The following is a 25,163-nucleotide window of genomic DNA, read 5'->3' on the forward strand; positions in this document are numbered from 1 at the left end:
GTTTCCGGTGTTGCGTCTCAGCTCTGGTTGAAGAACCCGCCCTCTGCGATGCGGGCCTTGTCCTCCGCCGTGACATCGACGTTAGCAGGCGACAACAGGAACACCTTCTGCGTCACCCGCTCGATACTGCCGTGAAGACCAAACACCAAACCGGCCGCAAAGTCGACAAGTCGCTTCGCGTCTGTGTCATCCATCTCAGTCAGATTCATGATCACCGGGGTGCCTTCACGGAAGTGTTCCCCGATGGTACGGGCCTCGTTGTAGGTCCGCGGGTGAAGTGTGGTGATCCGGTAAGGCTCTCGTTCCGACACGACCTTGGGCATGATCACCGGTGCGTTCTTCTCCAGGTTTGCGCGTTCTTGTGTGATGGATGCCACGGGCGCGATGCGCGCCGGGCGGCCGGATTCCGCGGGTAGCGAAGCGGAACGGGCGACCGGTTCGCGGGGCGCGGGCGGCTGCACGACTCGTACCTCTTCGTCCCTTTGGGACTGATGTGAGACATGCGACTGATGGGACGGCTCATGCCGTCGGTGGTCCCGTTCGGGCTCCGGGTCCATTTCTGGTTCGAAGTCGTCGTCGGGGTCGAATCCGCGGCCGTCGTACCCATCGTCCTCCACGAGGCCGAGGTAGACCGCCATCTTGCGCATCGCGCCGGCCATGCTCTGAGTCCTCCGCTCTGTGGTGGATCGGCTGACGACCGCCAAGTGCCCGCGATCCACGAGGTCCTTAAGTCCGCCTTTCGGCGGCAATGACCATATTTTCTGCTGTGGTCCGACTTCCTGGCGACGTTACCCGAGCCTGGGGCGTACTCCGAGTACCGCGCTGCCGACGCGCACATGTGTCGCTCCGGCTGCCACGGCCTGTTCGAGGTCCGCACTCATTCCTGCCGAGACCATGTTCGCAGCCGGATGGTTCCGGCGCAGGTCGGTCGACAAATCCACCAACCGCTCGAACGCCGCCTGTTCGCGTCCTGCGTACTTCCCGGTGAGCGGCGCGACGGTCATCAGTCCACCGAGCCGCAGCCCCGGCGCCTCGGCGACGAGGTCGGCCAACTCTTCGATTCCTTCGGGGGCCACGCCGCCCCGCTCCCCTCGTCCGCTCACCCCGGCGTCGAACGCGACCTGGATGAGACACCCGATCTCGCGCCCGGCCCGGACGGCCTCCTTCGACAGGGCGGTGACGAGCTTGGAACGATCGACGGACTGCACGAGATCCGCGTAACCGACCACCGATCGCACTTTGTTGGTCTGGAGTTGACCGACAAAATGCCATGTAAGGGGCAGATCCGAGCATGCGGCCGCCTTCGGAGCCGCGTCCTGGTCGCGGTTCTCGGCGACATGACGCACACCGAGTTCCGACAGGATCCGCACATCGCTCGCGGGGTAGGTCTTGGTGACCACGATCAGGGTCACCTCCTCGCGCTTGCGCCCGGCGGCGTCACAGGCGGCGGTGATGCGCTGCTCCACCTTCGCCAGATTTCCGGCGAGTTCTGCCTTACGGTCCGTCATGCCCTATCAGTCCAGCCAGACATATCCCGCGAGCCGCCCGGTGGTGCGGTCGCGGCGGTACGAGAAGTGATCGGTCGACTGCAGCGTGCACACCGGCGACTGCGCCCGGTCGCGCACCCCGAGCCGGTCGAGCTGCGCGTGCACACCGGCGCTCACATCGACGGCCGGCGTGCCCCAACTCGTCTCGGCGTACGCCGCCGGCTCACCGGCTGAGACCTCGGCGCGCATCGCCTCCGGCACCTCGTAGCACCGGCCGCACACGGCCGGTCCAGTGCGGGCGACGATCCGGGAGGGCTCGGCGCCCAGGTCCGTCATCGCGCGTAGTGCGGCCGGGACGACTCCGGCGATCATGCCGGGCCGGCCCGCGTGGGCCGCGGCGACGATCCCGGCGACCGGGTCGGCGAGCAGCACCGGCACGCAGTCGGCGGTGAGGACGGCGAGGGCGAGCCCACGCCGGGCGGTGACGATCGCGTCGACCGACGGGATCTCCGAGGAAGATCCCCAGGGGCCGTCGACCACCGCCACGTCCGCCCCGTGCACCTGGTTCATCCAGACCACCCGGTCCGGGTCGACGCCGAGCGACTTGGCGGCCAGTTCCCGGTTGGTGCGTACGGCGTCGGGGTCGTCGCCGACCGCCCCGCCGAGGTTGAGCTCCTCATACGGAGCGGCGCTCACCCCGCCCCACCGGTCGGTGAAGGCGAAGTGCGCGCCGCTCACGTTCTCGCGCTGTCCTATCACGTCAGGAGCATCACTTAAGGAAGTCCGGGACGTCCAGTTCCTCGGCCGCGCTGTCCGAGTACGTCCGCGGGGCCGGCGTGACCGGCGGGGCGACCGGGATGTCCTTCACCGGCTCCGGCGCGGGCTCCGGCTCCTCCTTCGGGGTCACGCTGCCGAGCGAGCCGAAGGACGGGCGGGACTCGGTCGGCCGGACCGGGGCCGGCTCCTCGCGCTTGGCGGAGGTCGAGCCGATGACGTTCTCCCGGCGGGCCGGCGGCTGGCCTCCGTCGAAGCCGGCCGCGATCACGGTGACCCGGACCTCGTCGCCGAGGGCGTCGTCGATCACCGCGCCGAAGATGATGTTGGCCTCGGGGTGGGCGGCCTCGCTCACCAGCTGGGCGGCCTCGTTGATCTCGAACAGGCCGAGGTCGGAGCCGCCGGAGATGGAGAGCAGCACGCCGCGGGCGCCGTCGATGGAGGCCTCCAGCAGCGGCGAGGAGATCGCCATCTCGGCCGCGGCCACCGCGCGGTCGTCGCCGCGGGCCGAGCCGATGCCCATGAGGGCCGAACCCGCCTCGGACATGACCGACTTGACGTCGGCGAAGTCGAGGTTGATGAGGCCGGGGGTGGTGATGAGGTCGGTGATGCCCTGAACACCGGAGAGCAGCACCTGGTCGGCGGACTTGAACGCGTCGAGCACGCTGACCTGGCGGTCCGAGATGGACAGCAGCCGGTCGTTCGGGATGACGATGAGGGTGTCGACCTCTTCGCGGAGCTCGGCGATGCCGTCCTCGGCCTGGTTGGCGCGGCGCCGTCCCTCGAAGGTGAACGGGCGCGTCACCACGCCGATGGTGAGGGCGCCGAGCGAGCGTGCGATGTTGGCCACGACGGGCGCGCCGCCGGTGCCGGTGCCGCCGCCTTCACCGGCTGTCACGAAGACCATGTCGGCCCCCTTGAGGACCTCCTCGATCTCCTCGCGGTGGTCCTCGGCGGCCTTGCGGCCGACGGCCGGGTTGGCTCCGGCGCCGAGTCCGCGGGTGAGTTCACGGCCGACGTCCAGCTTGACGTCGGCGTCGCTCATCAACAGAGCTTGCGCGTCGGTGTTGATGGCGATGAACTCGACGCCCTTGAGACCGACCTCGATCATCCGGTTGATGGCATTGACACCACCGCCGCCGACACCGATGACTTTGATGACTGCGAGGTAGTTCTGCGGTGCTGCCACGTCGAAGGCCTCTCGCCTCGAGTTACGTGTCGCCGAATCACCGTGGCGCGCTGCGCCCCGCGCTCCGACGACTGATGCCGAATGGGACGGTCCGTATCGCCGACCCGAACCCTAACCCTGAAGTTTAGGGTTACCAGTGTGTCTGTTCCCTGGAGTCTTCTGAACAGGACACTAAGTCGACAAGTGGCGCACGTTCAACGAACACGCCGAACCTCCCGTTTTTCTTTTCACCCTATGTGATCAGGCGTAGCGATGCCCAACCAGGGTGCTGGCCTGCGCGGATGTGCGTCAACTCCCTGATGACGCAGGCGCGGTGGGAACGCTGACGTCGAAGTGCCGCGCGTCCGGCGCCGCTTTCATCAGGGCGGTGAGCGTACGCGCCTTCGCGGCGCCCTTCTCTCCGCTGCCCCAGCCGACGGTGCGGCCGTCGCTCAACTCCAGCGAGATGTCGTCGTACGAACGCACCTTGACGGTCCGTGTCTCGCGGGCGACCGCGGCCGGAACGGCCCGGGCGACCCGCACCGCCTCCCGCACCAGACGGCCCTCGCCGAAGCGGCGCAGGCTCGCGGCGGCGGAGCTGGACCGGGACACCGCCATTTCCAGTGCGGGAACTCCTTTCGGAGCCTCAGAAACCGTGGCGAAGCGGACACCCTCATCGTCCACTTCGACGAACTTTCCGCCCTTTTGCACAATCAGAACCGGAGTCCGCTCAGTCACTTTCAGCCCGATTCCATGGGGCCAGGAACGGGCCACGTCAACCGCGTCAATTCGGGGCAATTTCCGGCGCAGTCGCGTCTCGATCGCATCGGTGTCGACGGAAATCAGCGGCTCCCCGAGGGGAACGTCGGCGGCCTGGCGCACCTGATCCGGTGTCAGGACCCGTGTCCCCGATACGGACACGGTCTCCACGCGCAGCCAGCTCGAGCCGTACAGCAGCCAGAGCGTCGGGGTTCCGAGGAACACCAGGGCGAGGGCCAGGATGACGATCACACGAAGGTGGGTCCGCCTCAACCGCCGGATGGGCCGCGGGCCGGACGACCCCTGCTGGCGTTCACCGCGCTCGGCGGTGGTCGATCCGGCCACGCTCCCCTGCCTTCCGTCATACGGGCCTAGCGGTGTGCACGGCTGGCGGCGATCGCCTCGTACACCATGCCGACGAGCAGGTCGTCGGCGTCCCGGCGGCCGAACTCGGCGGCGGCGCGGGACATCTCGTACAGCCGGTGCGGGTCGGCGAGCACGGGCAGGACGTTCTGCTGCACCCACTCCGGGGTCAGGTCCGCGTCGTCGACCAGCAGACCGCCGCCGGCCTTGACCACCGGCTGGGCGTTCAGCCGCTGCTCGCCGTTGCCGATGGGCAGCGGGACGTAGGCGGCCGGCAGGCCGACGGCGGAGAGTTCGGCGACGGTCATGGCGCCCGCGCGGCAGAGCATCATGTCGGCCGCGGCGTACGCGAGGTCCATCCGGTCCAAGTAACTTACCGGGATGTAAGGGGGCATTCCCGGCATCTGGTGGACCTGCGGCAGTTCGTTCTTCGGGCCGACCGCGTGCAGGATCTGGATCCCGGCCTGCTGGAGGTAGGGGGCGACAGCCTGGACGACCTCGTTGAGGCGGCGCGCGCCCTGCGAGCCGCCGGAGACCAGCAGCGTGGGCAGGTTCGGGTCGAGCCCGAACGCGGCACGGGCCTCGGGGCGTACGGCTGCCCGGTCCAGGGTGGCGATGGAGCGGCGCAGCGGGATGCCGATGTAGCGGGCGCCCCGCAGCTTGCTGTCGGGGGTGGAGACGGCGACCTGGGCGGCGTAGCGCGAGCCGATCTTGTTGGCCAGGCCCGGGCGGGCGTTGGCCTCGTGGATGACGATCGGCACGCCGAGCCGCTTGGCCGCGAGGTAGCCGGGCAGGGCCACGTAGCCGCCGAAGCCGACCACGACGTCCGCCTTGGTGCGCTCCAGGATCTGCTCGGTCGCCTTGATCGTGCCGCGCAGCCGGCCCGGGACGGTGATCAGCTCGGGGGTGGGCTTGCGTGGCAGGGGTACGGCGGGGATCAGCGCGAGCTCGTACCCACGCTCGGGTACGAGACGTGTCTCAAGGCCGCGCTCCGTGCCCAGGGCCGTGATGCCCACGGTCGGATCCTGCCTGCGCAGGGCGTCCGCGAGGGCGAGCGCGGGCTCGATGTGGCCCGCGGTTCCTCCGCCGGCGAGTACGACATGCACCGAAATTCACCGCTCTCCGGACGAGCGCGCCGCCGAGGCGCGCCGTCGCATCGTGTTCCTTCTCCGGGGACTGCGATTGAACGCGGAACCCCTGGCCCCCCGCTTTCTACCAAAGCGGGGTTGCCGCATCGCAAGCGCCGCCCGCGCAGCGGGCTCGTCGCGCGCGAAGGCGATCAGCAGCCCGATGGCGAACATGGTCGGCAGCAGGGCGGATCCCCCGTAGGAGAACAGCGGGAGGGGGACGCCGGCGATCGGCAGCAGACCGAGCACCGCACCGATGTTGATCACGGCCTGGGCCGTGATCCAGGTGGTCACGCCTCCCGCGGCATACCTCACGAAGGGGTCCTCCGTGCGTCCGGCCACGCGGATACCCGCATAGCCTAGAGCCGCGAAGAGGGCGAGTACCGACAGCGTCCCCGCCAGGCCCAGTTCCTCACCGGTGACGGCGAAGATGAAGTCCGTGTGCGCTTCCGGGAGTTGGCCCCATTTTTCCACACTCGCACCGAGGCCGGAACCGAAGATTCCGCCGGAGGCGAGGGCGTAGATACCGTGCACGGCCTGCCAGCAGTCGACCGTTCCGGACTGGGGTTCGGTGGCGCCGAGGCACTGCAGCCGTGCCATGCGGTTCGAGCTGGACGTGATGAGGATCGCGCCGATCACGGCGGCGACCGCCAGCACGCCGATGAACAGCCGGGTGGGCGCGCCCGCCAGCCACAGCAGGCCGAACAGGATCGCGGTGAGGATGATCGCCGTACCCATGTCGCCGCCGAGCATGATCAGCCCGAGCAGCATGAAGGCGGCCGGTACCAGCGGCACCAGCATGTGCTTCCACTGGGCCAGCAGCCTCTTGTCCTGCTTGCGGGCGAGCAGGTCGGCGCCCCACAGCACGAGGGCGAGCTTGCCGAACTCGCTGGGCTGGATCTGGAAGGAGCCGCCGAGGGCGATCCAGTTCTGGTTGCCGTTGACCGCCATCCCTATCCCCGGCACCTGCACCAGGGCCATCAGGAAGACCGCGCCCGCGAGGATCGGGTAGGCCAGCGCCCGGTGCAGCCTCACCGGCATCCGGGAGGCCGCGTACAGCAGCGCGGCGCCGATCACGGCGGCGAACAGCTGCTTGCGGAAGAAGTACGACCCCGGCAGCGACATCTGCAGGGCCTTGATCTGGGAGGCCGAGTAGACCATCACCAGGCCCAGCACGGTGAGCAGCAGGCTGCCGCCGAGGATCACGTAGTACGCGGTCAGCGGCCGGTCCCAGGCCCGGCGCACGCGCGTGTACAGGTTCAGGACGGGGTTCTCGCGCGGCGGCCGGGGCGCCGCGGGCCCGCGTACGGACCGCTGCGCGGGCGCACCTCCGGTGCGGCTACCGGGCATCGCGGCCTCCCCCGTACGACGGCCGCACCGGGCACATCGGCCTCACCGGTCCCACGCGTCCCTCCCAAGGTCGCCCGGCGCAGGCGGCCGGGTCAGGCTTCGAGTTCGCGAACCGCTTCCGCGAACGCGTCACCGCGCTTGTTGTAGTTGGCGAACATGTCCATCGAGGCGCAGGCTGGGGCCAGCAGCACCGTGTCGCCGGGCTGTGCGAGCCGCTTCGCCTCCTGGACGGCCTGGAGCATCGCCCCAGTGTCGGTCCGGTCGAGGTCGACGACGGGTACTTCGGGGGCGTGTCGCGCGAGGGCTTCGCGGATCAGGGCACGGTCGGCGCCGATGAGGACGGCGCCGCGAAGTCGCTTTGCCGACTTGGCGACCAGCTCGTCGAAGGTGGCGCCCTTCGCGAGGCCGCCCGCGATCCACACGATCGAGTCGTACGCCGCCAACGAGGCTTCCGCCGCGTGCGTGTTGGTGGCCTTGGAGTCGTCGACGTACGCGACCCCGGCCACGTCGGCCACGTGCGCGATGCGGTGGGCGTCCGGCCGGAAGGCACGCAGCCCGTCGCGTACGGCGGCGGCGGGCACCCCGTACGCGCGCGCGAGCGCCGCCGCCGCGAGGGCGTTGGCGATGTTGTGCGGGGCCGGCGGATTGACGTCGGAGACCTCGGCGAGCTCCTGGGCGTTCTTCTGCCGGTTCTCGACGAAGGCGCGGTCGACCAGGATTCCCTCGACGACGCCGAGTTGGGACGGCGCGGGCGTGCCGAGGGTGAAGCCGATGGCCCGGCAGCCCTCCTCGACGTCGGCCTCGCGCACCAGGTCCTCGGTGGCCTTGTCGGCGACGTTGTAGACGCAGGCGACGCGGTTGCCCTCGTAGATGCGGCCCTTGTCGCGCGCGTACGCCTCCATGGAGCCGTGCCAGTCGAGGTGGTCGGGGGCGAGGTTCAGCACGGCGGCCGAGTGGGCGCGCAGGGAGGGCGCCCAGTGCAGCTGGTAGCTGGACAGCTCCACGGCCAGGACGTCGTACTGCTCGTCGCCGAGGACCGTGTCCAGCAGGGAGACGCCGATGTTGCCGACGGCCGCGGTGCGCAGGCCGGCCGCCGTCAGGATGGAGGCCAGCATCTGCACGGTCGTCGTCTTGCCGTTGGTGCCGGTGACGGCGAGCCAGGGGGGCGCGTCCGGCCCCCGCAGCCGCCAGGCCAGCTCGACGTCGCCCCAGACCGGGACGCCCGCCTTCTCGGCCGCCGCGAACAGGGGCTTGTCGGGCTTCCAGCCGGGGGCGGTGACGATCAGCTCGGTGCCCTCGGGCAGGGTGTCGCCGTCGCCGAGGCGGACGGTGACGCCCAGGGCCTGAAGTTCGGCTGCCTGGGCCCGGGCGCGCTCGTCGTCGCCGTCGTTGACGACCGTGACGATCGCGCCGAGGCCGTGCAGCACCTTGGCCGCCGGGACGCCGGAGACGCCGAGCCCGGCGACGGTGACGTGCTTGCCCTGGAACTCCGAAGGCACCGAGGAGGAGGTCACTTGTCCGCTGCCCATCCCGCATAGAAGAGGCCCAGTCCGACAATCACACAAATACCCTGGATGATCCAGAAGCGGACCACCACAAGGACTTCGGACCAGCCCTTGAGTTCGAAGTGGTGCTGGAGTGGCGCCATCCGGAAGACGCGCTTCCCGGTCAGGCGGAAGGAGCCGACCTGGATGACCACCGACATGGTGATCAGGACGAACAGACCGCCGAGGATGGCGAGCAGCAGCTCGGTGCGGGAGCAGATCGCCAGGCCCGCGAGCACACCGCCGAGCGCGAGCGAACCGGTGTCGCCCATGAAGATCTTGGCCGGCGAGGTGTTCCACCACAGGAAGCCGAGGCAGGCGCCCATCAGGGCGGCGGAGACGACGGCGAGGTCGAGCGGGTCGCGCACCTCGTAGCAGGCGTTGGGGTTGGTCAGGTCCTGCGCGTTGGCGCAGGACTCCTGGAACTGCCAGACGCCGATGAAGGTGTAGGCGCCGAAGACGAGGACGGAGGCACCGGTGGCCAGGCCGTCCAGACCGTCGGTGAGGTTCACGCCGTTCGACATCGCGAGGATCATGAACAGCGCCCAGACGACGAACAGCACCGGGCCGATCGTCCAGCCGAAGTCGGTGATGAACGACAGCTTCGTGGACGCCGGGGTGTTGCCGCGCGCGTCGGAGAACTGCAGCGAGAGCACCGCGAAGGCGATGCCGACGATCAGCTGGCCGGCCATCTTCGCCTTGGCCCGCAGACCCAGCGACCGCCGCTTGACGATCTTGATGTAGTCGTCGAGGAAGCCGACCAGGCCCATGCCCGCCATCAGGCCGAGCACCAGCAGACCCGAGTACGTCGGGGTGTAGCCGGTGATCACCTTGGACAGGAAGTACGCGGCGATCGTCGCCAGGATGAAGGCGATACCGCCCATGGTCGGCGTACCGCGCTTGCTGTGGTGCTCGCGCGGGCCGTCGTCGCGGATGTACTGGCCGTAGCCCTTGCGGGCGAGGAGCTTGATCAGCAGCGGGGTGCCGATCAGTGTCAGGAAGAGGCCAATGACTCCTGCGAACAGGATCTGCTTCATCATCGGGCGGCAACCTCACCCTCGGCACCGGTCTCGAGCAGCGCCTCGGCCACCTTCTCGAGCCCGACCGACCGGGACGCCTTCACGAGTACGACGTCTCCCGGGCGCAACTCGCTGCGCAGCAGGTCGATCGCCGCCTGTGCGTCGGACACGTGCACCGACTCCTCACCCCACGAACCCTCGTTATATGCGCCCAGTTGCAGCCAGGCGGCTTCCCTGCCGCCGACCGCGACGAGCTTGCTGACGTTGAGCCGGACGGCGAGCCGTCCGACCGCGTCGTGCTCGGCGAGAGCCTCGTCCCCGAGCTCGGCCATCTTGCCGAGCACCGCCCACGTACGGCGCCCCTTGCCGATGGCCGCGAGCGCGCGCAGAGCGGCCTTCATGGACTCGGGGTTCGCGTTGTAGGCGTCGTTGACGACCGTCACGCCGTCCGGGCGCTCGGTGACCTCCATCCGCCAGCGGGAGAGGGAGCCCGCCTCGGAGAGCGCGACGGCGATCTCGTCTGCGGACATGCCCAGCTCGTGGGCGACGGCGGCCGCGGCGAGCGCGTTCGACACGTGGTGCTCACCGTACAGGCGCATGGTCACATCGCTTGCACCGGAGGGTGTGTGAAGCCTGAAGGAGGGCTGTCCGCTGTCCGTGAGTCGCACGTTCTCGGCGCGAACGTCCGCTTCGTCGGACTCTCCGAAAAGGATCACCTTCGCCTTCGTACGGGAGGCCATGGCCCGTACCAACGGGTCGTCCGCGTTGAGGATCGCGGCACCGCCCTCGTCCGCTGAGGGCAGTGCCTCGACGAGTTCGCCCTTGGCCTGGGCGATCTGCTCGCGGCCGCCGAACTCGCCGATGTGGGCGGAGCCGACGTTGAGCACGAGGCCGATCTTCGGGGGCGTCAGGCCGGTGAGGTACCGGATGTGGCCGATGCCGCGGGCGCCCATCTCCAGGACGAGGAAGCGGGTTTCCTCGGTGGCGCTGAGCGCGGTGAGCGGCAGCCCGATCTCGTTGTTGAGCGAGCCGGGCGTGAACACCGTCGGCGCCTTGCGCTGGAGCACCTGGGCGATGAGGTCCTTGGTGCTGGTCTTGCCCGCCGAGCCGGTGAGGGCCACGAGGGTGGCGCCGAGGCGCTGTACGACGTGCCGGGCGAGGGCGCCGAGGGCCGTCTGGACGTCCTCGACGACGATCGCGGGCACGCCGACGGGGCGCGAGCCGAGCACGGCGACCGCGCCCGCGTCCACCACGGCCGGTGCGAAGTCGTGGCCGTCCACGCGCTCGCCGACGAAGGCGGCGAACAGGCTGCCGGGCACCACCTCTCGGGAGTCCCGGACGACCGGGCCGGTGACCTGGACGGACGGATCCGGTATGTCGTGCGTCTGCCCGCCGACGACTGCTGCGATCTCGGCGAGGGAGAGGGCGATCACAAGTTCATCCCCTGGGTCTTCTGGATTTTCATCCCTGGGTCTTCTGGATTGCTTCGCGAAGCACCTGGCGGTCGTCGAAGGGACGGACCACCCCGGCGATGTCCTGGCCCTGCTCGTGGCCCTTGCCCGCGACCAGCACCGTGTCGCCGGGCTGTGCGCGGGCGACGGCGGCGGCGATGGCGGCGGCCCGGTCCTCGAAGACCTGCACCTCGCCGCGCTGGTGCGCGGGCACGGAGGCCGCGCCCTGCAGCATGGTGGCGAGGATCGCGAGGGGGTCCTCGGAGCGGGGGTTGTCGGAGGTCAGTACGGCGGTGTCGGCGAGCCGGGCCACGGCGGCGCCCATCGGCGCCCGCTTGCTCTTGTCCCGGTCGCCGCCGCAGCCGAGCACGACGTGCAGCCTGCCCTCGGTGACCTTGCGGAGCGCTTTGAGGACCGATTCCACCGCGTCCGTCTTGTGGGCGTAGTCGACGACCGCGAGGTAGGGCTGTCCGGCGTCCACGCGCTCCAGGCGGCCCGGCACGCCCGGTACGGCGGCCACGCCGTCGGCGGCGGCCTGCGGGTCGAGGCCGGCGGCGGCCAGGGCGACGATCGCGGCGAGGGTGTTCGCCACGTTGAAGGGCCCCGGCAACGGCGACTTGGCGGCGATCCGCTCGTCCTTGGGGCCGATGACCGTGAACGTCGAGTCCAGCTGGCCGACCTCGACGTCCTCGGCGCGCCAGTCGGCGTCGGGGTGGCCCTCGGCGGAGTAGGTGACGACCGGGACGCCGGCCTCCTTGGCGAGGCGGCGGCCGTACTCGTCGTCGACGTTGACCACGCCGAGTCTGCTGCGTTTCGGCGTGAACAGCTGTGCCTTGGCCCGGAAGTAGTCCTCCATGTCGGAGTGGAACTCCATGTGTTCCGGGCTGAGGTTGGTGAACACGCCGATGTCGAAGACACAGCCGTCCACACGGCCGAGGACGAGGGCATGGCTGGAGACCTCCATGGCGACCGCCTCGACGCCGCGTTCGCGCATGACGGCGAACAGGGCCTGCAGGTCGGTGGCCTCGGGGGTGGTGCGCTCGGACTTGATCCGTTCGTCGCCGATGCGTATCTCGACCGTGCCGATCAGACCGGTCGACTTGACGGTCTTCAGGCCGCCCTCGACGAGGTAGGCGGTGGTGGTCTTGCCGGAGGTGCCGGTGATGCCGATCTGGAGCAGGTCGCGGCCCGGGTGGCCGTAGATCGTGGCCGCCAGCTCGCCCATCCGCCCGCGCGGGTCGTCGACGACCAGGACCGGCAGTCCGGTCGCGGCGGCGCGTTCGGCGCCGGCCGGGTCGGTCAGCACGGCTGACGCGCCGAGGCCGGCGGCCTGGGTGACGAAGTCGGCGCCGTGCGCGCGGGCGCCGGGCAGGGCGGCGTACAGGTCGCCGGGGCGGACGGCGCGTGAGTCGTGGGTGATGCCCGTGACCTCGGCGGTGCTCTCCGGCGCGGTGGCACCCAGCTGGCCGGCGAGTTCCGCGAGGGGTGTGGCGGAGACCTGCACCGGCCGGGGCGGCCCGGGATATGTCACGGGGTGGCCCTTCTGGGTGGTTTGGGACTGATCAGCGTGTGGCACGGCGGTGAGCGTACCGGGCGCACCCGCCTGGGAGCGAAGCGAGGGGCGGGGGTCGCTCTGGTTCCCGGGATCGGGGGTGATCGTTGTCACGGGGAGGGTCCTGGTTGCTCGGTGCTGCTCGGGCTGATCAGGGGCTTGGAAGAGGGCGGGTCGGGGCTTGTACGGGACGGGTCAGGGCTTGAAGGTGACGGGCAGCTTCGCGGGCTTGGCGCCGGTCGGCGGGACCTGGAGGGTCTTCAGGGCGAACTCCATGACCCTCTTGTAGATGGGTCCGCAGATCTGGCCTCCGAAGTAGCTGCCCTTGGTGGCGTTCTGGATGGCGCAGTAGACCGTGACGCGGGGGTTGTCGGCGGGCGCGAACCCGGCGAACGACGAGGTGTAGCCGCGGTACTTGCCGGTGGCCGGATCCACGCGGTTGGCCGTACCCGTCTTGCCCGCCACGCGGTAGCCGGGGATGCGCGCCTTGGTGCCGGTGCCCTCCTCGTCGTCCACGACCGACTCCAGCATCCGGGCGAGGGTCTTCGCCGTCTTCTCGCTGATCACCCTGGTCTTCTTGGGTTTCGGGGCGGGGGTGAACTGCCCGTCGGGTCCCTTCGTGCCGCGTACCAGCGTGGGTTCGACGCGTACGCCGCCGTTGGCGATGGTCGAGTAGACGGACGCCGCCTGCATCGCGTTGATCGACACGCCTTGGCCGAAAGGAATCGTGTACTGCTGCGAGGTGGACCACTGGTCGGGCGGGGCGAGGATGCCCTTGGTCTCGCCGGGGAAGCCGAGTCCGGTGTAGCTGCCGAGGCCGAACCTGCGGAGGTAGTCGTACAGGACCTTGTTGGCCTGGGACTGGGTCCTGCCGAGCTGGCCGGTGGCCAGGATGGTGCCGATGTTGCTGGACTTGGCGAGCACGCCGTTGAGCGTGAGGTACCAGGTCGGGTGGTCGATGTCGTCCTTGAAGAGCCGGTCGCCGCGGTGCAGCCGGTTGGGTACGACGACGTGGGTCATCGGCGTAGCGACGTTCTCCTCGAGGACGGCCGCCATCGACATGACCTTGGCGGTGGAGCCGGGCTCGTAGGCGTCCTGGACGGCGGCGTTGCCGAGCGCCTCGGGGCCGGCGTCGGACAGGTCGTTGGGGTCGAAGCCGGGCGCGTTGGCCATGGCGAGGATCTGGCCGGTGCGGGTGTCCTGGACGATGACGTAGCCGCGGTCCGCGTCGGACTCCTCGACCTGCTCGGAGATGGCGTTCTGCGCGGCCCACTGGATGTCGCGGTCGATGGTGAGTTCGACGTCGCTGCCGGGCACGGCGGGCGTCTCGGTGGAGCCGCCCGCCGTCGGGACGAGACGGCCGCCGGACTGGGCGTAGCGGATCTTGCCGTCCTCGCCGGCCAGCTGCTTGTTCAGCTGCAGCTCGATGCCGCCGCCGGCCTTGTCCTCGCCGTTGACCCAGCCCAGTATCCCGGCGGCGAGGTCGCCGTTGGGGTACACGCGCTTGCTGGTGGGGACGGCGAAGACGCCCGAGAGGACGTTGGCGGCGGACTTGTCCTTCTCGGCCTTGGTGGCGAGCGCGCTCTTCAGGTCCTTGATCTGCTTCCAGACCTGCGGGGTCTGGCGGCCGGCGAGCTTGACGTAGCGCAGGTTCTTGTTCTCGGGACGCAGCTTATGGACGAGCGTCTCCTGTTCCTGGCCGAGGATCGGCGCGAGCAGCGCGGCCGCCTGCTCGGGCCCGTCCCCGATCTTCAGCTCGTCGGGCGTGAACATCGTGGGGTCGGCGGTGATGTCGTAGGCGTCCTCGCTGCTCGCGAGGGCGATGCCGTTGCGGTCGGTGATCTCGCCGCGTTCGGCGGCCAGGACCTGGCCGACGTACCGGTTCTTCTCGGCCTTGGCGGCGTACGTGCTCGCGTCGACGGCCTGCACCTGGAACAGCCGTACGACGAAGGCGATCAGGACCAGGGTCAGCGCGAGGCCGACCAGGCGCAGCCGGGGGCGGGGGCTGCCCAGCTTGATGACGCGTGGGGCCGCCGGGCGGGGCGGGGCGGGCCGGCGGCCGGTGCGGGCGCCGGGGCCGGGGCGGCACCCGCCGTGGGGGCGGGCGGGCCTGGCGGGGCCGGGCACACGGCGGCGCGGCGGTTCCCTGTCGGACACTTCCGTCACCTGCCGGGGGTCGAGGTCGGGGTCGTGGCGGGGGTGGGGGTGGCTGCGGGAGCCGTCGGCGTCGGGGTCGGCGTGGGAGGCGGGAGCGTGGCGGTGATCATCGCCTCGGGCGCGAGGACCAGGGGGTCGTGCGCGGCGGCCTGCCGGGCGGAGGCCGGGCCGGGAACGCCCTTGACCGTGCCGTCGGGGCCCAGGAACGCGGGGCCGCCGCCGGGCACCATGCCGAGCTCGCGGGCGCGGCGCTGGAGGGCCTCGGGGGCGGAGTAGGCGTCGATGTCCCGCTGGAGGGCCTGTTCCTCGTCGGTGAGGTTCTTCGTCTCGCGCTGGAGGTCGTCGAGCTTGAAGGCGCCTTCGCTGAGGGCCGAGTTCAGCACCAGCAGCCCGATGAGGCCGCCGCCGAGGAGGAGCACGACGAGGAGCACGAACGGGGTGCGGGCCGCCTGTCCGGAGGCCGTCGGGAAGAGCTGCGCGAGACGGGCCGCCCTCCCCCTCAGTTCGGGTTTGCTACTCACTCACGCTCCCCTTCGCGGGCCTCACTCGACGTCCTCCCTGATGCGCTGGGCGCCGCGCAGCCGGGCCGGGGCGGCCCGCCGGTTCTCGGCGATCTCCTCCTCGGTGGGAAGTTCGGCACCGCGCGTGAGCAGCTTGAGCCGGGGCTGGTAGCGCTCGGGGACGACGGGCAGCCCGGGCGGCGCGGTGCTGGCGGCGCCCGCCGCGAAGACCTGCTTGACCAGCCGGTCCTCCAGGGAGTGGTACGACAGCACGGCGATCCGCCCGTCCACGTCGAGCGCCTTCACCGCGGCCGGGACGGCCCGCTCCAGGACGGCCAGTTCGCCGTTGACCTCGATGCGCAGGGCCTGGAAGGTGCGCTTGGCCGGATTGCCTCCGGTGCGCTTGGCGGCCTGCGGCAGCGCGTCGCGGATCACCTCCACCAGGCGCGCGCTGGTGGTGAACGGCTCCTTCTCGCGCTCGCGCACGATCGCGGACACGATCCGCTTGGCCTGCTTCTCCTCGCCGTACGCGCGCAGGATCCGCACGAGCTCACCCGGCGGGTAGGTGTTGAGGACCTCGGCGGCGCTGATGCCGGCCGTCTGGTCCATGCGCATGTCGAGCGGGGCGTCCTGGGCGTAGGCGAAGCCGCGGTCGGCCTCGTCGAGCTGCATGGAGGAGACGCCGAGGTCGAACAGGACGCCCTGCACGCGCCCGACGCCGAGCCTGTCCAGCACCTCGGGCAGCTCGTCGTAGACGGCGTGCACCAGGGTGGCGCGCTCGCCGTACGGGGCGAGCCGCTCGCCGGACAGGCGCAGGGCCTCCTTGTCGCGGTCCAGGCCGATGAGACGGACCTCGGGGAACCGCTCCAGCAGCGCCTCGCTGTGGCCACCGAGGCCGAGCGTGCAGTCGACGACCACGGCGTCCGGCCGCTCCAGGGCGGGTGCCAGCAGGTCCAGGCACCGCTGGAGCATCACCGGGACGTGTCGACTCTGGCTCAAGGGGCCCTCTCAGATCCGGCACGCCGGTACGCACCGCCGGGTCCCCGCCCTCTCGTGAAGGGGAGGCCTGCCGGCGCCGGAAGCGTCAGCCGACCGGGAGCGGGAGGAGGCCGAGCCGTACGTACGCGCCGCGCACGTGGGGAGATCTCCGGAACGTCGCCCAGGTCTCCGGGGGTAATCGTCCAGCGGGGAGAGTCTCCTGAGAGAGCCTCGCCTCCCGCTTCGCGTCACTTTAGTCCACGGTGTCTCCCGGTCAATCAACCGGCCTGCGCGTCGCCACCCCCCTCGCCGCCGCGCTATGGGGTACCTCACACCAAGGCTCAATGTGGTTCTTTTGTCCACTCTCACAGGAGGCCGGTTCCGGGCGTGACCAGTACCGTCATGAATATGACGACTTCTGCATCGGTTCCCACCGGCTCCGAGTCCGCCCCGGGCGGCGGCACCGTGACCGACCGGCTCGTCGAGGCCAACGCCCGGTACGCCGCCGCGTTCACCGACCCGGGACTGGACGCCCGCCCCGTCCTCCGCGTCGCCGTCGTGGCCTGTATGGACGCGCGTCTCGACCCGCACGCGGCGCTCGGCCTGCGGCTCGGCGACTGCCACACCATCCGCAACGCGGGCGGCGTGGTCACCGACGACGTGATCCGCTCGCTGACGATCAGCCAGCGCAAGCTGGGGACGCGCAGCGTCGTCCTCGTCCACCACACCGGCTGCGGCCTGGAGACCCTCACCGAGGACTTCCGCAACGAACTGGAGGCCGAGATCGGGCAGCGCCCGGCGTGGGCGGTGGAGTGCTTCCGGGACGTCGACCAGGACGTACGGCAGTCCATGCAGCGCGTGCGCACCTCGCCGTTCCTGCCGCACACCGATGACGTGCGCGGCTTCGTCTTCGACGTGAAGACCGGCCGGCTGCGGGAGATCGACCCCGCCTGAGCCAGCCGCCCACCCCGGAAACGGCTTGCTGTCGGATTCCTGTCATTCTCGCGGCGAAAGGCCGTAAGACCGGACATGTCGCCGCCAGTTGTCCACAGTCGAGTGACACGAATCGGTAACGGCAGCAAGAATGCGGGAGTGGCGTCACGCGGAGCTTGCGGAACTTTTCGCGCGTGGTGTCCGTGATTCGGGGTGGGCCGGTTGCGCATCGACAGCGTCGGCCCGAAGAAAGAACGGGCCGAGGAGGGCCGGGTGACGACCTATGACGATCGAGCGAGCCTCACTGATCTGACCGCCGTGGTCGAGCGCGTGCGGGGGTCGGTGGAGGGCGTGATCGAGGGCAAGCCCGAGGTCGTACGGCTCTCGCTGACCGTGCTGCTCGCCGAGGGACATCTGCTGATCGAGGACGTCCCGGGGGTCGGCAAGACCATGCTCGCCAAGGCGCTGGCACGGTCCATCGACTGCTCGGTGCGGCGTATCCAGTTCACGCCCGACCTGCTGCCGTCGGACATCACCGGGGTGTCCATCTGGGACCAGCAGCGCCAGGACTTCGAGTTCAAGCCTGGCGCGATCTTCGCCCAGGTGGTGATCGGCGACGAGATCAACCGCGCCTCGCCCAAGACCCAGTCCGCGCTGCTGGAGTCCATGGAGGAGCGCCAGGTCACCATCGACGGCAAGACCTACGAGCTGCCGAGCCCCTTCCTGGTGGTGGCGACGCAGAACCCGGTCGAGATGGAGGGCACCTACCCGCTGCCGGAGGCCCAGCGCGACCGCTTCATGGCCCGCGTCTCGGTCGGCTATCCCAGCGCGGAGGCCGAGCTGCGGATGCTGGACGTGCACGGCGGCGTCTCACCGCTGGAGGACCTCCAGCCGGTGGCGCACGCGCACGAGATCGTGAAGCTGATCGAGGCGGTGCGCGGTGTGCACGTGGCCGAGTCGGTCCGGCGGTACGCGGTGGACCTGGTCGCCGCCACGCGCAGCCACCCCGACCTGAGACTGGGCGCCTCCCCGCGCGCGACGCTGCACCTGCTGCGCGCGGCCAAGGCGTCCGCGGCCCTCAGCGGCCGGGAGTACGCGCTGCCGGACGACGTGCAGGCGCTCGCCGTGGCCGTCCTCGCCCACCGCCTGCTGCCCACCGCCCAGGCACAGCTCAACCGCCGCACCGCCGAGCAGGTCGTCCAGGAGATTTTGCAGCGCACCCCGGTGCCCGCGGCGCCCCAGCAGCACAGCGGCCTCGGCCTGGGCGGGAGTGCGCCGGCGTATCCCCAGCAGCCGCCACGGAGGCTCTGATGACCACCCCGGGCCCGGGACCGGTGGACACCGACCGGGGCGACAAGAGCGGGATCCGCACCGCTCTGACCGGGCTGACCACCCGCGGGCGCTCCTTCCTGGCCGCCGGTGTCGCGGCGGCCGTGTGCGCCTATGTGCTCGGGCAGAGCGATCTGCTGCGGGTCGGCCTGCTGCTGGCGGTGCTGCCGCTGGTGTGCACGACGGTGCTGTACCGCACGCGCTACCGGGTCGCGGGCAGCCGCCGGCTCTCCCCCGCGCGCGTGCCGGCCGGCAGCGAGGCCCGGGTCCATCTGCGGATGGAGAACGTCTCACGGCTGCCCACGGGCCTGCTGATGCTCCAGGACCGGGTGCCGTACGTGCTCGGCCCGCGCCCCCGCTTCGTGCTCGACCGGGTCGAGGCGGGCGGCCGCCGCGAGGTGTCCTACCGGGTGCGCTCCGACCTGCGCGGCCGCTATCCGCTGGGGCCGCTCCAGCTGCGCCTGTCCGACCCGTTCGGGATGTGCGAGCTGACCCGGTCCTTCTCGACGTACGACACGCTGACGGTCATCCCGCGCGTGGAGCCGCTGCCGCCGGTGCGGCTGAGCGGTGAGGCGAAAGGGTACGGCGAGGGGCGGCAGCGCTCGCTGGCGCTGGCCGGCGAGGACGACGTGATCCCGCGCGGGTACCGCTACGGCGACGATCTGCGCCGCGTGCACTGGCGCTCCACGGCCCGTTACGGCGAGCTGATGGTGCGCCGCGAGGAACAGCCGCAGCGTGCCCGCTGCACGGTGCTCCTGGACACCCGGGGCATCGCCTTCGAGGGCGCGGGCCCGGACTCGGCCTTCGAGTGGGCGGTCTCGGCAGCCGCGTCCGTGCTGGTGCACATGCTGGAGCGGGGTTTCTCGGTACGGCTGCTGACGGACACCGGCAACGCGGTGCCCGGCGAGGGCGGTGACGGGTTCGCGGGCGCGAGCCAGGAGTCGGCGGACGCGGCCGGGCTGATGATGGACACCCTCGCGGTGATCGACCACTCCGACGGAGCGGGCCTGTCCCGGGCGTACGACGTGCTGCGCGGCGGGAATGAGGGGCTGCTGGTGGCCTTCCTCGGCGACCTGGACGAGGAGCAGGCCGCGGTGCTGGCCAGGATGCGGCAGCGCAGCTCGGGCGCGGTCGCCTTCCTGCTCGACAGCGCCGCCTGGATGCGGGAACCGACCGATGTGCCCGGCCCGTTGGACAACCACGAGGAGCGGCTGCGGATGCTGCGCGAGGCCGGCTGGACGGCCCTGAGCGTGCCGCGGGGCGCCGCCCTGCACGAGCTGTGGCGCCAGGCGGACCGGGAGCGTACGGGCGTGGCCGTGGCGGGCGGGACGATCGACGGGGGGACACCGTGATGAGCGGGCGCGCACGACTGGCGCTGGCCGCGTGGGCGGCCACGCTGATGGCCGCGTGCGCCCTGCTGCCGCTCGTCGAACCGGCCAGCTGGATCCTGCAGGCGGCGTTCCTGCTGGCGGTGCAGTCGGGCGTGGGCGCGGCGACCCGGCGAGTGCCGCTGCCACGGCCGCTGACGGTGGCGGCGCAGGCGGTCGTCGCGCTGCTGCTGCTGACGCTGGTGTTCGCCCGTGAGCAGGCCTTCGCCGGGCTGATACCCGGCCCGGAGGCCCTGCGTCACTTCGCCGACCTGCTGCAGCAGGGCTCCGACGACATCGCGCGGTACGCGATCCCGGCCCCGCTGACGTCCGAGGGCATCCGGCTGATGCTCATCGGCGGGGTCCTGGTGATCGGGCTGCTGGTGGACATCCTCGCGGTGACCTTCCGCAGCGCGGCCCCGGCCGGGCTGCCGCTGCTCGCCCTGTACTCCGTGGCGGCGGGGCTGTCCGACGGCGGCACGGACTGGCTGTGGTTCCTGGTCGCGGCGGCCGGCTATCTGATGCTGCTGCTGGCCGAGGGACGCGACCGGCTCTCGCAGTGGGGCCGGGTCTTCGGCGGGGCGCCGCACGCCTCGGGCGGGGAGCCGAGCGGGGCGAGCGCTCCGGTCCGCACCGGGCGGCGCATCGGCGTGGTGGCGCTCGGCATCGCCCTCGTGGTGCCGCTCGGCCTGCCCGCGATGAACGGCGGCCTGCTGGACGCCGCCGGGACGGGCGTGGGCTCCGGCACCGGGGGCGGCGGCACGATCTCCGCGGTCAACCCGCTGGTGTCCCTGCGCGACAGCCTCAACGTGAACGAGGACCGCCAGGTTCTGTCCCTGCGGACCAGGAACAACGACGACGTCTCGGACCTCTACCTGCGGATCGTGTCCCTGGACGACTTCGACGGCACGACCTGGAAGCCGTCCAAGCGGCGCATCACCGCCGTGCCCGAGGACGGGTTCCCGACGCCGATGGGTCTCGGCCCGGACGTCAGGCGCACGGAGTTCGACACCACGATCTCGGCGGCCGACTGGTACGCCCAGGACTGGCTGCCCATGCCCTACCCGCCGAGCGGCGTGACCATCAGGGGCAACTGGCGCTACGAGCCCGTGGGCATGACGCTGGTCGGCGACCACGGCCAGAACACGCGCGGTCTGACGTACGCGGTGAAGAGCCTGGACGTGCAGCCGACGCCGGAGCAGCTCGCCTCGGCGCCGGAGCCGTCCGCGGCCATCGAGCGCGAGTACACCCAGCTGCCGGACTCGCTGCCGTCGGTGGTTGCCAGGACCGCCCGCCGGATCACCGAGGGCGCGACGAGCCACTACGACGAGGCGGTCAAGCTCCAGGACTACTTCGCCGTGACCGGCGGCTTCGAGTACGACACCCAGGTGCAGGTCGGCAGCGGTTCGGAGGGGCTCGCCCGCTTCCTGCGGGACAAGCAGGGCTTCTGCGTGCACTTCTCCTTCGCGATGGCGGCGATGGCCCGCTCCCTGGGCATACCGGCCCGGGTCGCGGTGGGCTTCGCGCCCGGTGCCCCGCAGGCGGACGGTTCGGTCTCGGTGGGGCTGCGGGACGCGCACGCCTGGCCGGAGCTGTACTTCGAGGGCGTGGGCTGGACCCGCTTCGAGCCGACCCCGACCCGCGGTTCCATTCCGTCGTACACGGTGCCCGAATCGCCCGGCAGTGCGCTGCCGAACCCGGCGCAGCCGTCCCAGTCGGCGTCTGCGGCTCCGTCCGCCGCGCCCTCGGCGAGCGAGAGCTGCACGCCGGAGCAGAAGAAGCTGGACGGCGGCTGCGCGAGCGAGTCCCCGCAGGCGGCCCTGCCGACGGACGACGACGGCCCGAAGTGGTACACGGTCCTGGCATGGGTCCTCGGCGGTCTCGCGGCCCTGGCGCTGCCGCTGTCGCCGATGCTGTGGCGGCTGCGGACGCGGGCCGTCCGGCTGGGCGCGCACGGCCGGACGGACGCGGACGCGGCGGTGCACACCCTGGCGGTCTGGCAGGAGCTGACCGACACCGCGTGGGACTTCGGCATCGCGCCGGACGAGTCACTGACCCCGCGCAAGGCGGCCGCCCGCATCGTCCGCCTCGGCCATCTCGACCCGACGGCGGCGGCCGCGGTGCACCGGGTCGCGGACGCCGTGGAGCAGGTCCTGTACGCGCCGCATCCCCGCCCGACGGCGGGCCTGACGGACGACGTCCACCGCACCACCGCCGGCCTCCGGGCGACGGCCGGCCGCAGCACCCGGCTCCGGGCGGTGCTCGTTCCCCGCTCCACCGTGCGGGTGGTCTGGGCGGTATCGGCCTGGTGGTCGGGCCTCCGGGAACGCGCTCTGGCAGCCCGGCCCGCGTGGCTGAGGCCGTCGGGGCAGCGGGGCTGAGGCCGACGGCGCGAGCTGCACCTGGGCCGGCGGGCGAGGGGGCAGGGACAGGCGGGACAGGCGGGACAGGCGGCCAGGTCCCTGCCCCCTCGCCGCCCGGCCGTTTGTCGGTCCTCGGAGTCGCCGGGCCTTGGGTCGGTTACCGGATTCACCGGGCCACTGGCCGGTCCTCGACCCGGACAGCGCTGCGGCCCACCGGCCGGCCCGGCCACATCCGCAGTCTGCCGTTCTGCCGCTGTCTGCGCGCATACGTCAGGGGGTGACCACCCAGGTAGTGGTCACCCCCTGACGTACGTCGTCTTCGCGTAGGTCGTGGAGCGCGGGGCGTGGAGCTAATGACCCTGTTCGTCGCGGCGCCGCTGCCAGCGCTCTTCGATGCGGTCCATCATGGAGCGCCGCTGCCGGCCCTGACGGCGAGCGTGCGGCGCACCGGGGGCACCGGCGGGCTGTTCGCCCGGCTTCGGGGCCTTGCGCCAGCCGGTCACGGCGAGAACCGCGCAGCCCAGCATGACGAGGAAGCCCACGACACTGAGCCAGACCTGTTGGGCGACCATACCGGCCATGAGGAGCGCAATACCAACGAGGAAGCCCGCGACCGCCTGGTAGACCCGCCGCCGGGTGTACGTACGCAGCCCGCTTCCCTCAAGCGCCGACGCGAACTTGGGATCTTCGGCGTACAGCGCTCGCTCCATCTGCTCGAGCATGCGCTGCTCGTGCTCCGAGAGCGGCACGGAGTCCTCCTCATCGTGCAGTCGCCGGGGCGACCCTGGGGGGTCTCTTCAGGATAGGCAGGGAATCGCCCCCGTGAAACCCGCCCCTCTGCGCCAATTGGCCAACCGGAACCCGCCACGAACGTCCCGGCTCGCTGAGGTCTGCATTCCCCAGCGGCCGACCGGTCATGCCGGACGGTCTCCCTCGATCATACGGCGCCAAGCCCCCGTTCGGGGGGCCTGTGGCGTACTCCATGCACAGCCGAGGCGCTGATCAGGGACGTACCTCGGAGGCCGCTCAGGCCTCGTCGGCCCCTGGCGTCTCACCGAGCACGTGAAGCTGCGTGGCCACCGCGTGGAAGGCCGGAAGCTCGGCCGCGGCCTCCTCCAGCTTCAGCAGCGCCTCCAGGGCTCCCGGCTCGGTGTCCACGAGCACACCGGGGACCAGGTCGGCGAAGACCCGCACGCCGTGCACGGCGCCGACCCGCAGACCCGCGCCCTCGACCAGTGCGGTGAGCTGGTCGGCGGTGAAGCGGCGCGGCACGGGGTCACCCGAGCCCCATCGTCCGTTCGGGTCCTCGAGCGCCTGCTTGGCCTCCTTGAAGTGACCAGCGAGGGCCCGCGCGAGCACGGCACCGCCCAGACCGGCGGCGAGCAGGCTGAGGACGCCCTCGGAGCGCAGGGCGGCCACCGCGTTGAGCACGCCCTCGGCCGGGTCGTCCACGTACTCCAAGACGCCGTGGCACAGCACCACGTCGTAGCCGCCGCGCTCGGCCACGTCGAACAGGCCGTGGGCGTCGCCCTGGACCCCCTGGACGCGGTCGGCGACACCGGCTTCGGCGGCGCGGCGCTCCAGCGCGAAGAGCGCGTTGGGGCTGGGGTCGACGACGGTGACCCGGTGGCCGAGGCGGGCGACGGGCACCGCGAAGTTGCCGCTGCCGCCTCCGGTGTCCAGGACGTCCAGCGCCTGACGCCCCGTGGCCTTGACCCGGCGGTCCAGGGCGTCCTGGAGGACCTCCCAGACCACGGCGGTACGGAGAGAGGCGCGGGGGCGCATCGGGTCCGACACGGCAGTTGACTCCTCGGCGCGGCACCGCCTCGTGCAAGGGCGGAGCGAACGGGGTGCCTCCCCGGCCCGGCCGGCGGGCGGGAAGGCTTCAGGCGTCTTCCACCCTATTGCCTCCGGCGCCGCACCCGGTCACCGCATCACCTCCAGCGCCCTGCCTGGTCACGCGGGTGCGCCACGGCGGCGTGACGGGTCGGTCTCCGTCCGTACGTTGCCGACCAGCCGGTGCTCGCCGGTGAGCCGGAGCCGGTGCTCGCCGGTGAGCCCGAGCCGGTGCTCGCCGGTGAGCCCGGCCAGTGATCGCCGGTGAGCCGGAGCCAGTGCTCACGGTCAGCCCAGACCGGTGGCCGCGACCAGCCCAAGCCGGTGCTCACCGTCAGTCCAGCCGGTGCCCGCGATCAGCCCAAGCCAGCGCCCGCGATCAGCCCGCGTCCGGCATGTCGTGCCCTGGGGCGCGTCCCTCGGGCTGGTCCGTGTCCGGGCGGGGCTGCGGGAGGACCGGCTGGAGGACCAGCATGCGCTCGACCAGGCGGAGGAACATCGCCACGTCCCGTATCAGGTCGTCGGCGTCCCGGCTGCTGGCCGCGCCCTGGATGCCCGCCTCGGCCCGGGCGCGACGCCGGGCGCCCGAGGCGAACAGCGCGCTCCACTCGGTGAGTTCGGGCGCGATCTCGGGGAGCACTTCCCAAGCGCTCCTGATCTTGGCCCGGGCCCGCGGTGAGGTCTCCGGCCGTCCTCGGGCGGCGAGCACGGCGGCGGCCGTGCGCAGGGCGGCAAGGTGGGCCGTCGCGTAGCGCTCGTTCGGCGTCTGGAGGCCGGCCGCCTCGTCGAGCCCGGCGCGAGCCTGGGCGAGCAGGTCGAGGGCGGCGGGCGGGGCCGAGGCTCGGCGCAGCACGGGGTGCACGTCGCTCGCCGGGCCGGTCAGTGAGGGGGCAGGGCCGGTGGCGCGGCGCCGACGGGCGGCTGCTGCGTGGTAGCTGGCCATGACGAACCTCCTGTCGTCTGCGTGACGGCACGCCCTGCTATGAGGTGCCGTATGTGCCCATCGTGAGGTATGGCACTGACAATCCGTTCTGACCTGCGGTTTTGCCTCGATCCAAGGTTCGGGTTAGTTTTTGCACTGACCAGTCAGTTCAAAAAGTCCCAGG

21 protein-coding genes are annotated in these 25,163 nt (G+C 71.3%); 4 read left to right on the forward strand and 17 right to left on the reverse strand.

Going from position 1 to position 25,163, the window contains the following annotated elements; translation table 11 throughout:
- Positions 1–17: 17 nt before the first annotated feature.
- From ACYVMZ_RS01090 to rsmH, 14 genes are all read right to left on the reverse strand, one after another.
- Positions 18–659: a cell division protein SepF gene (locus ACYVMZ_RS01090; protein ID WP_461074418.1), complete on the reverse strand. Its 642-nt coding sequence runs from the start codon at positions 657–659 to the stop codon at positions 18–20.
- Positions 660–788: 129 nt separating this feature from the next.
- Positions 789–1,508, reverse strand: a complete 720-nt coding sequence (locus tag ACYVMZ_RS01095) for a YggS family pyridoxal phosphate-dependent enzyme (protein ID WP_461074420.1) — start codon at positions 1,506–1,508, stop codon at positions 789–791.
- A gap of 6 nt (positions 1,509–1,514) precedes the next feature.
- Positions 1,515–2,246 carry a peptidoglycan editing factor PgeF gene (gene pgeF / locus ACYVMZ_RS01100; RefSeq protein WP_461074422.1) on the reverse strand — a complete coding sequence of 244 codons (732 nt, stop codon included), beginning with the start codon at positions 2,244–2,246 and terminating at the stop codon, positions 1,515–1,517.
- Between the two features lie 10 nt (positions 2,247–2,256).
- A complete protein-coding gene (gene ftsZ, locus ACYVMZ_RS01105; RefSeq protein ID WP_461074424.1) occupies positions 2,257–3,450 on the reverse strand; it encodes a cell division protein FtsZ in 1,194 nt (397 codons plus the stop codon).
- Between the two features lie 288 nt (positions 3,451–3,738).
- The gene (locus ACYVMZ_RS01110; protein ID WP_461074426.1) at positions 3,739–4,533 is read right to left on the reverse strand and encodes a cell division protein FtsQ/DivIB; all 795 of its coding nucleotides are present in this window, start codon (positions 4,531–4,533) and stop codon (positions 3,739–3,741) included.
- A 26-nt stretch (positions 4,534–4,559) separates the two neighbouring features.
- Positions 4,560–5,657: an undecaprenyldiphospho-muramoylpentapeptide beta-N-acetylglucosaminyltransferase gene (gene murG / locus ACYVMZ_RS01115; protein ID WP_461074428.1), complete on the reverse strand. Its 1,098-nt coding sequence runs from the start codon at positions 5,655–5,657 to the stop codon at positions 4,560–4,562.
- Positions 5,658–5,663: 6 nt separating this feature from the next.
- Positions 5,664–7,028, reverse strand: a complete 1,365-nt coding sequence (ftsW, locus tag ACYVMZ_RS01120; protein WP_461074430.1) for a putative lipid II flippase FtsW — start codon at positions 7,026–7,028, stop codon at positions 5,664–5,666.
- Positions 7,029–7,120: 92 nt separating this feature from the next.
- Positions 7,121–8,557, reverse strand: coding sequence for a UDP-N-acetylmuramoyl-L-alanine--D-glutamate ligase (gene murD, locus ACYVMZ_RS01125; RefSeq protein ID WP_461074432.1), 1,437 nt, complete (start codon positions 8,555–8,557; stop codon positions 7,121–7,123).
- Positions 8,539–9,612: a phospho-N-acetylmuramoyl-pentapeptide-transferase gene (gene mraY, locus ACYVMZ_RS01130; RefSeq protein WP_461074434.1), complete on the reverse strand. Its 1,074-nt coding sequence runs from the start codon at positions 9,610–9,612 to the stop codon at positions 8,539–8,541. Before mraY ends, murD begins: the two co-directional genes overlap by 19 nt.
- The gene (locus tag ACYVMZ_RS01135) at positions 9,609–11,024 is read right to left on the reverse strand and encodes a UDP-N-acetylmuramoyl-tripeptide--D-alanyl-D-alanine ligase (protein ID WP_461074436.1); all 1,416 of its coding nucleotides are present in this window, start codon (positions 11,022–11,024) and stop codon (positions 9,609–9,611) included. Before ACYVMZ_RS01135 ends, mraY begins: the two co-directional genes overlap by 4 nt.
- A gap of 28 nt (positions 11,025–11,052) precedes the next feature.
- Positions 11,053–12,573, reverse strand: a complete 1,521-nt coding sequence (locus ACYVMZ_RS01140; protein WP_461074438.1) for a UDP-N-acetylmuramoyl-L-alanyl-D-glutamate--2,6-diaminopimelate ligase — start codon at positions 12,571–12,573, stop codon at positions 11,053–11,055.
- A 216-nt stretch (positions 12,574–12,789) separates the two neighbouring features.
- Positions 12,790–14,751, reverse strand: coding sequence for a peptidoglycan D,D-transpeptidase FtsI family protein (locus ACYVMZ_RS01145; protein WP_461074440.1), 1,962 nt, complete (start codon positions 14,749–14,751; stop codon positions 12,790–12,792).
- Between the two features lie 5 nt (positions 14,752–14,756).
- Positions 14,757–15,272 (reverse strand): hypothetical protein, encoded by a 516-nt coding sequence (locus ACYVMZ_RS01150; RefSeq protein WP_461074442.1) that lies wholly within the window; start codon positions 15,270–15,272, stop codon positions 14,757–14,759.
- Between the two features lie 21 nt (positions 15,273–15,293).
- Positions 15,294–16,250, reverse strand: a complete 957-nt coding sequence (gene rsmH, locus ACYVMZ_RS01155) for a 16S rRNA (cytosine(1402)-N(4))-methyltransferase RsmH (RefSeq protein ID WP_461074444.1) — start codon at positions 16,248–16,250, stop codon at positions 15,294–15,296.
- 387 nt (positions 16,251–16,637) lie between these two features.
- Here rsmH and ACYVMZ_RS01160 point away from each other — a divergent pair, with 387 nt between their 5' ends.
- From ACYVMZ_RS01160 to ACYVMZ_RS01175, 4 genes are all read left to right on the forward strand, one after another.
- Positions 16,638–17,183 carry a beta-class carbonic anhydrase gene (locus ACYVMZ_RS01160; protein ID WP_461074446.1) on the forward strand — a complete coding sequence of 182 codons (546 nt, stop codon included), beginning with the start codon at positions 16,638–16,640 and terminating at the stop codon, positions 17,181–17,183.
- Between the two features lie 252 nt (positions 17,184–17,435).
- Entirely contained in the window at positions 17,436–18,473 is a 1,038-nt protein-coding gene (locus ACYVMZ_RS01165) for an AAA family ATPase (RefSeq protein WP_461076273.1), read from the forward strand.
- Positions 18,473–19,843, forward strand: a complete 1,371-nt coding sequence (locus ACYVMZ_RS01170) for a DUF58 domain-containing protein (protein WP_461074448.1) — start codon at positions 18,473–18,475, stop codon at positions 19,841–19,843. Before ACYVMZ_RS01165 ends, ACYVMZ_RS01170 begins: the two co-directional genes overlap by 1 nt.
- Positions 19,843–22,239, forward strand: coding sequence for a transglutaminase TgpA family protein (locus ACYVMZ_RS01175; RefSeq protein WP_461074450.1), 2,397 nt, complete (start codon positions 19,843–19,845; stop codon positions 22,237–22,239). Before ACYVMZ_RS01170 ends, ACYVMZ_RS01175 begins: the two co-directional genes overlap by 1 nt.
- Positions 22,240–22,571: 332 nt before the next feature.
- Here ACYVMZ_RS01175 and ACYVMZ_RS01180 read toward each other — a convergent pair whose 3' ends face one another.
- The 3 genes from ACYVMZ_RS01180 to ACYVMZ_RS01190 all read right to left on the reverse strand — a co-directional run bounded on the left by ACYVMZ_RS01180 (position 22,572) and on the right by ACYVMZ_RS01190 (position 25,000).
- The gene (locus ACYVMZ_RS01180) at positions 22,572–22,970 is read right to left on the reverse strand and encodes a DUF3040 domain-containing protein (RefSeq protein WP_461074452.1); all 399 of its coding nucleotides are present in this window, start codon (positions 22,968–22,970) and stop codon (positions 22,572–22,574) included.
- Positions 22,971–23,247: 277 nt separating this feature from the next.
- The gene (locus ACYVMZ_RS01185; RefSeq protein WP_461074454.1) at positions 23,248–24,018 is read right to left on the reverse strand and encodes a methyltransferase; all 771 of its coding nucleotides are present in this window, start codon (positions 24,016–24,018) and stop codon (positions 23,248–23,250) included.
- Positions 24,019–24,436: 418 nt separating this feature from the next.
- The gene (locus ACYVMZ_RS01190) at positions 24,437–25,000 is read right to left on the reverse strand and encodes an SAV_6107 family HEPN domain-containing protein (protein WP_461074456.1); all 564 of its coding nucleotides are present in this window, start codon (positions 24,998–25,000) and stop codon (positions 24,437–24,439) included.
- Positions 25,001–25,163 lie beyond the last annotated feature (163 nt).

It is taken from the genome of Streptomyces deserti, assembly GCF_054782695.1.

Coding starts and splice junctions, on each gene's coding strand:
- ACYVMZ_RS01090 (WP_461074418.1), bottom strand. CDS start 659: ATGGCCGGCGCGATGCGCAAGATGGCGGTCTACCTCGGCCTCGTGGAG.
- ACYVMZ_RS01095 (WP_461074420.1), bottom strand. CDS start 1,508: ATGACGGACCGTAAGGCAGAACTCGCCGGAAATCTGGCGAAGGTGGAG.
- ftsW (WP_461074430.1), bottom strand. CDS start 7,028: ATGCCCGGTAGCCGCACCGGAGGTGCGCCCGCGCAGCGGTCCGTACGC.
- murD (WP_461074432.1), bottom strand. CDS start 8,557: ATGGGCAGCGGACAAGTGACCTCCTCCTCGGTGCCTTCGGAGTTCCAG.
- mraY (WP_461074434.1), bottom strand. CDS start 9,612: ATGATGAAGCAGATCCTGTTCGCAGGAGTCATTGGCCTCTTCCTGACA.
- ACYVMZ_RS01160 (WP_461074446.1), top strand. CDS start 16,638: ATGACGACTTCTGCATCGGTTCCCACCGGCTCCGAGTCCGCCCCGGGC.
- ACYVMZ_RS01170 (WP_461074448.1), top strand. CDS start 18,473: ATGACCACCCCGGGCCCGGGACCGGTGGACACCGACCGGGGCGACAAG.
- ACYVMZ_RS01175 (WP_461074450.1), top strand. CDS start 19,843: ATGAGCGGGCGCGCACGACTGGCGCTGGCCGCGTGGGCGGCCACGCTG.
- ACYVMZ_RS01190 (WP_461074456.1), bottom strand. CDS start 25,000: ATGGCCAGCTACCACGCAGCAGCCGCCCGTCGGCGCCGCGCCACCGGC.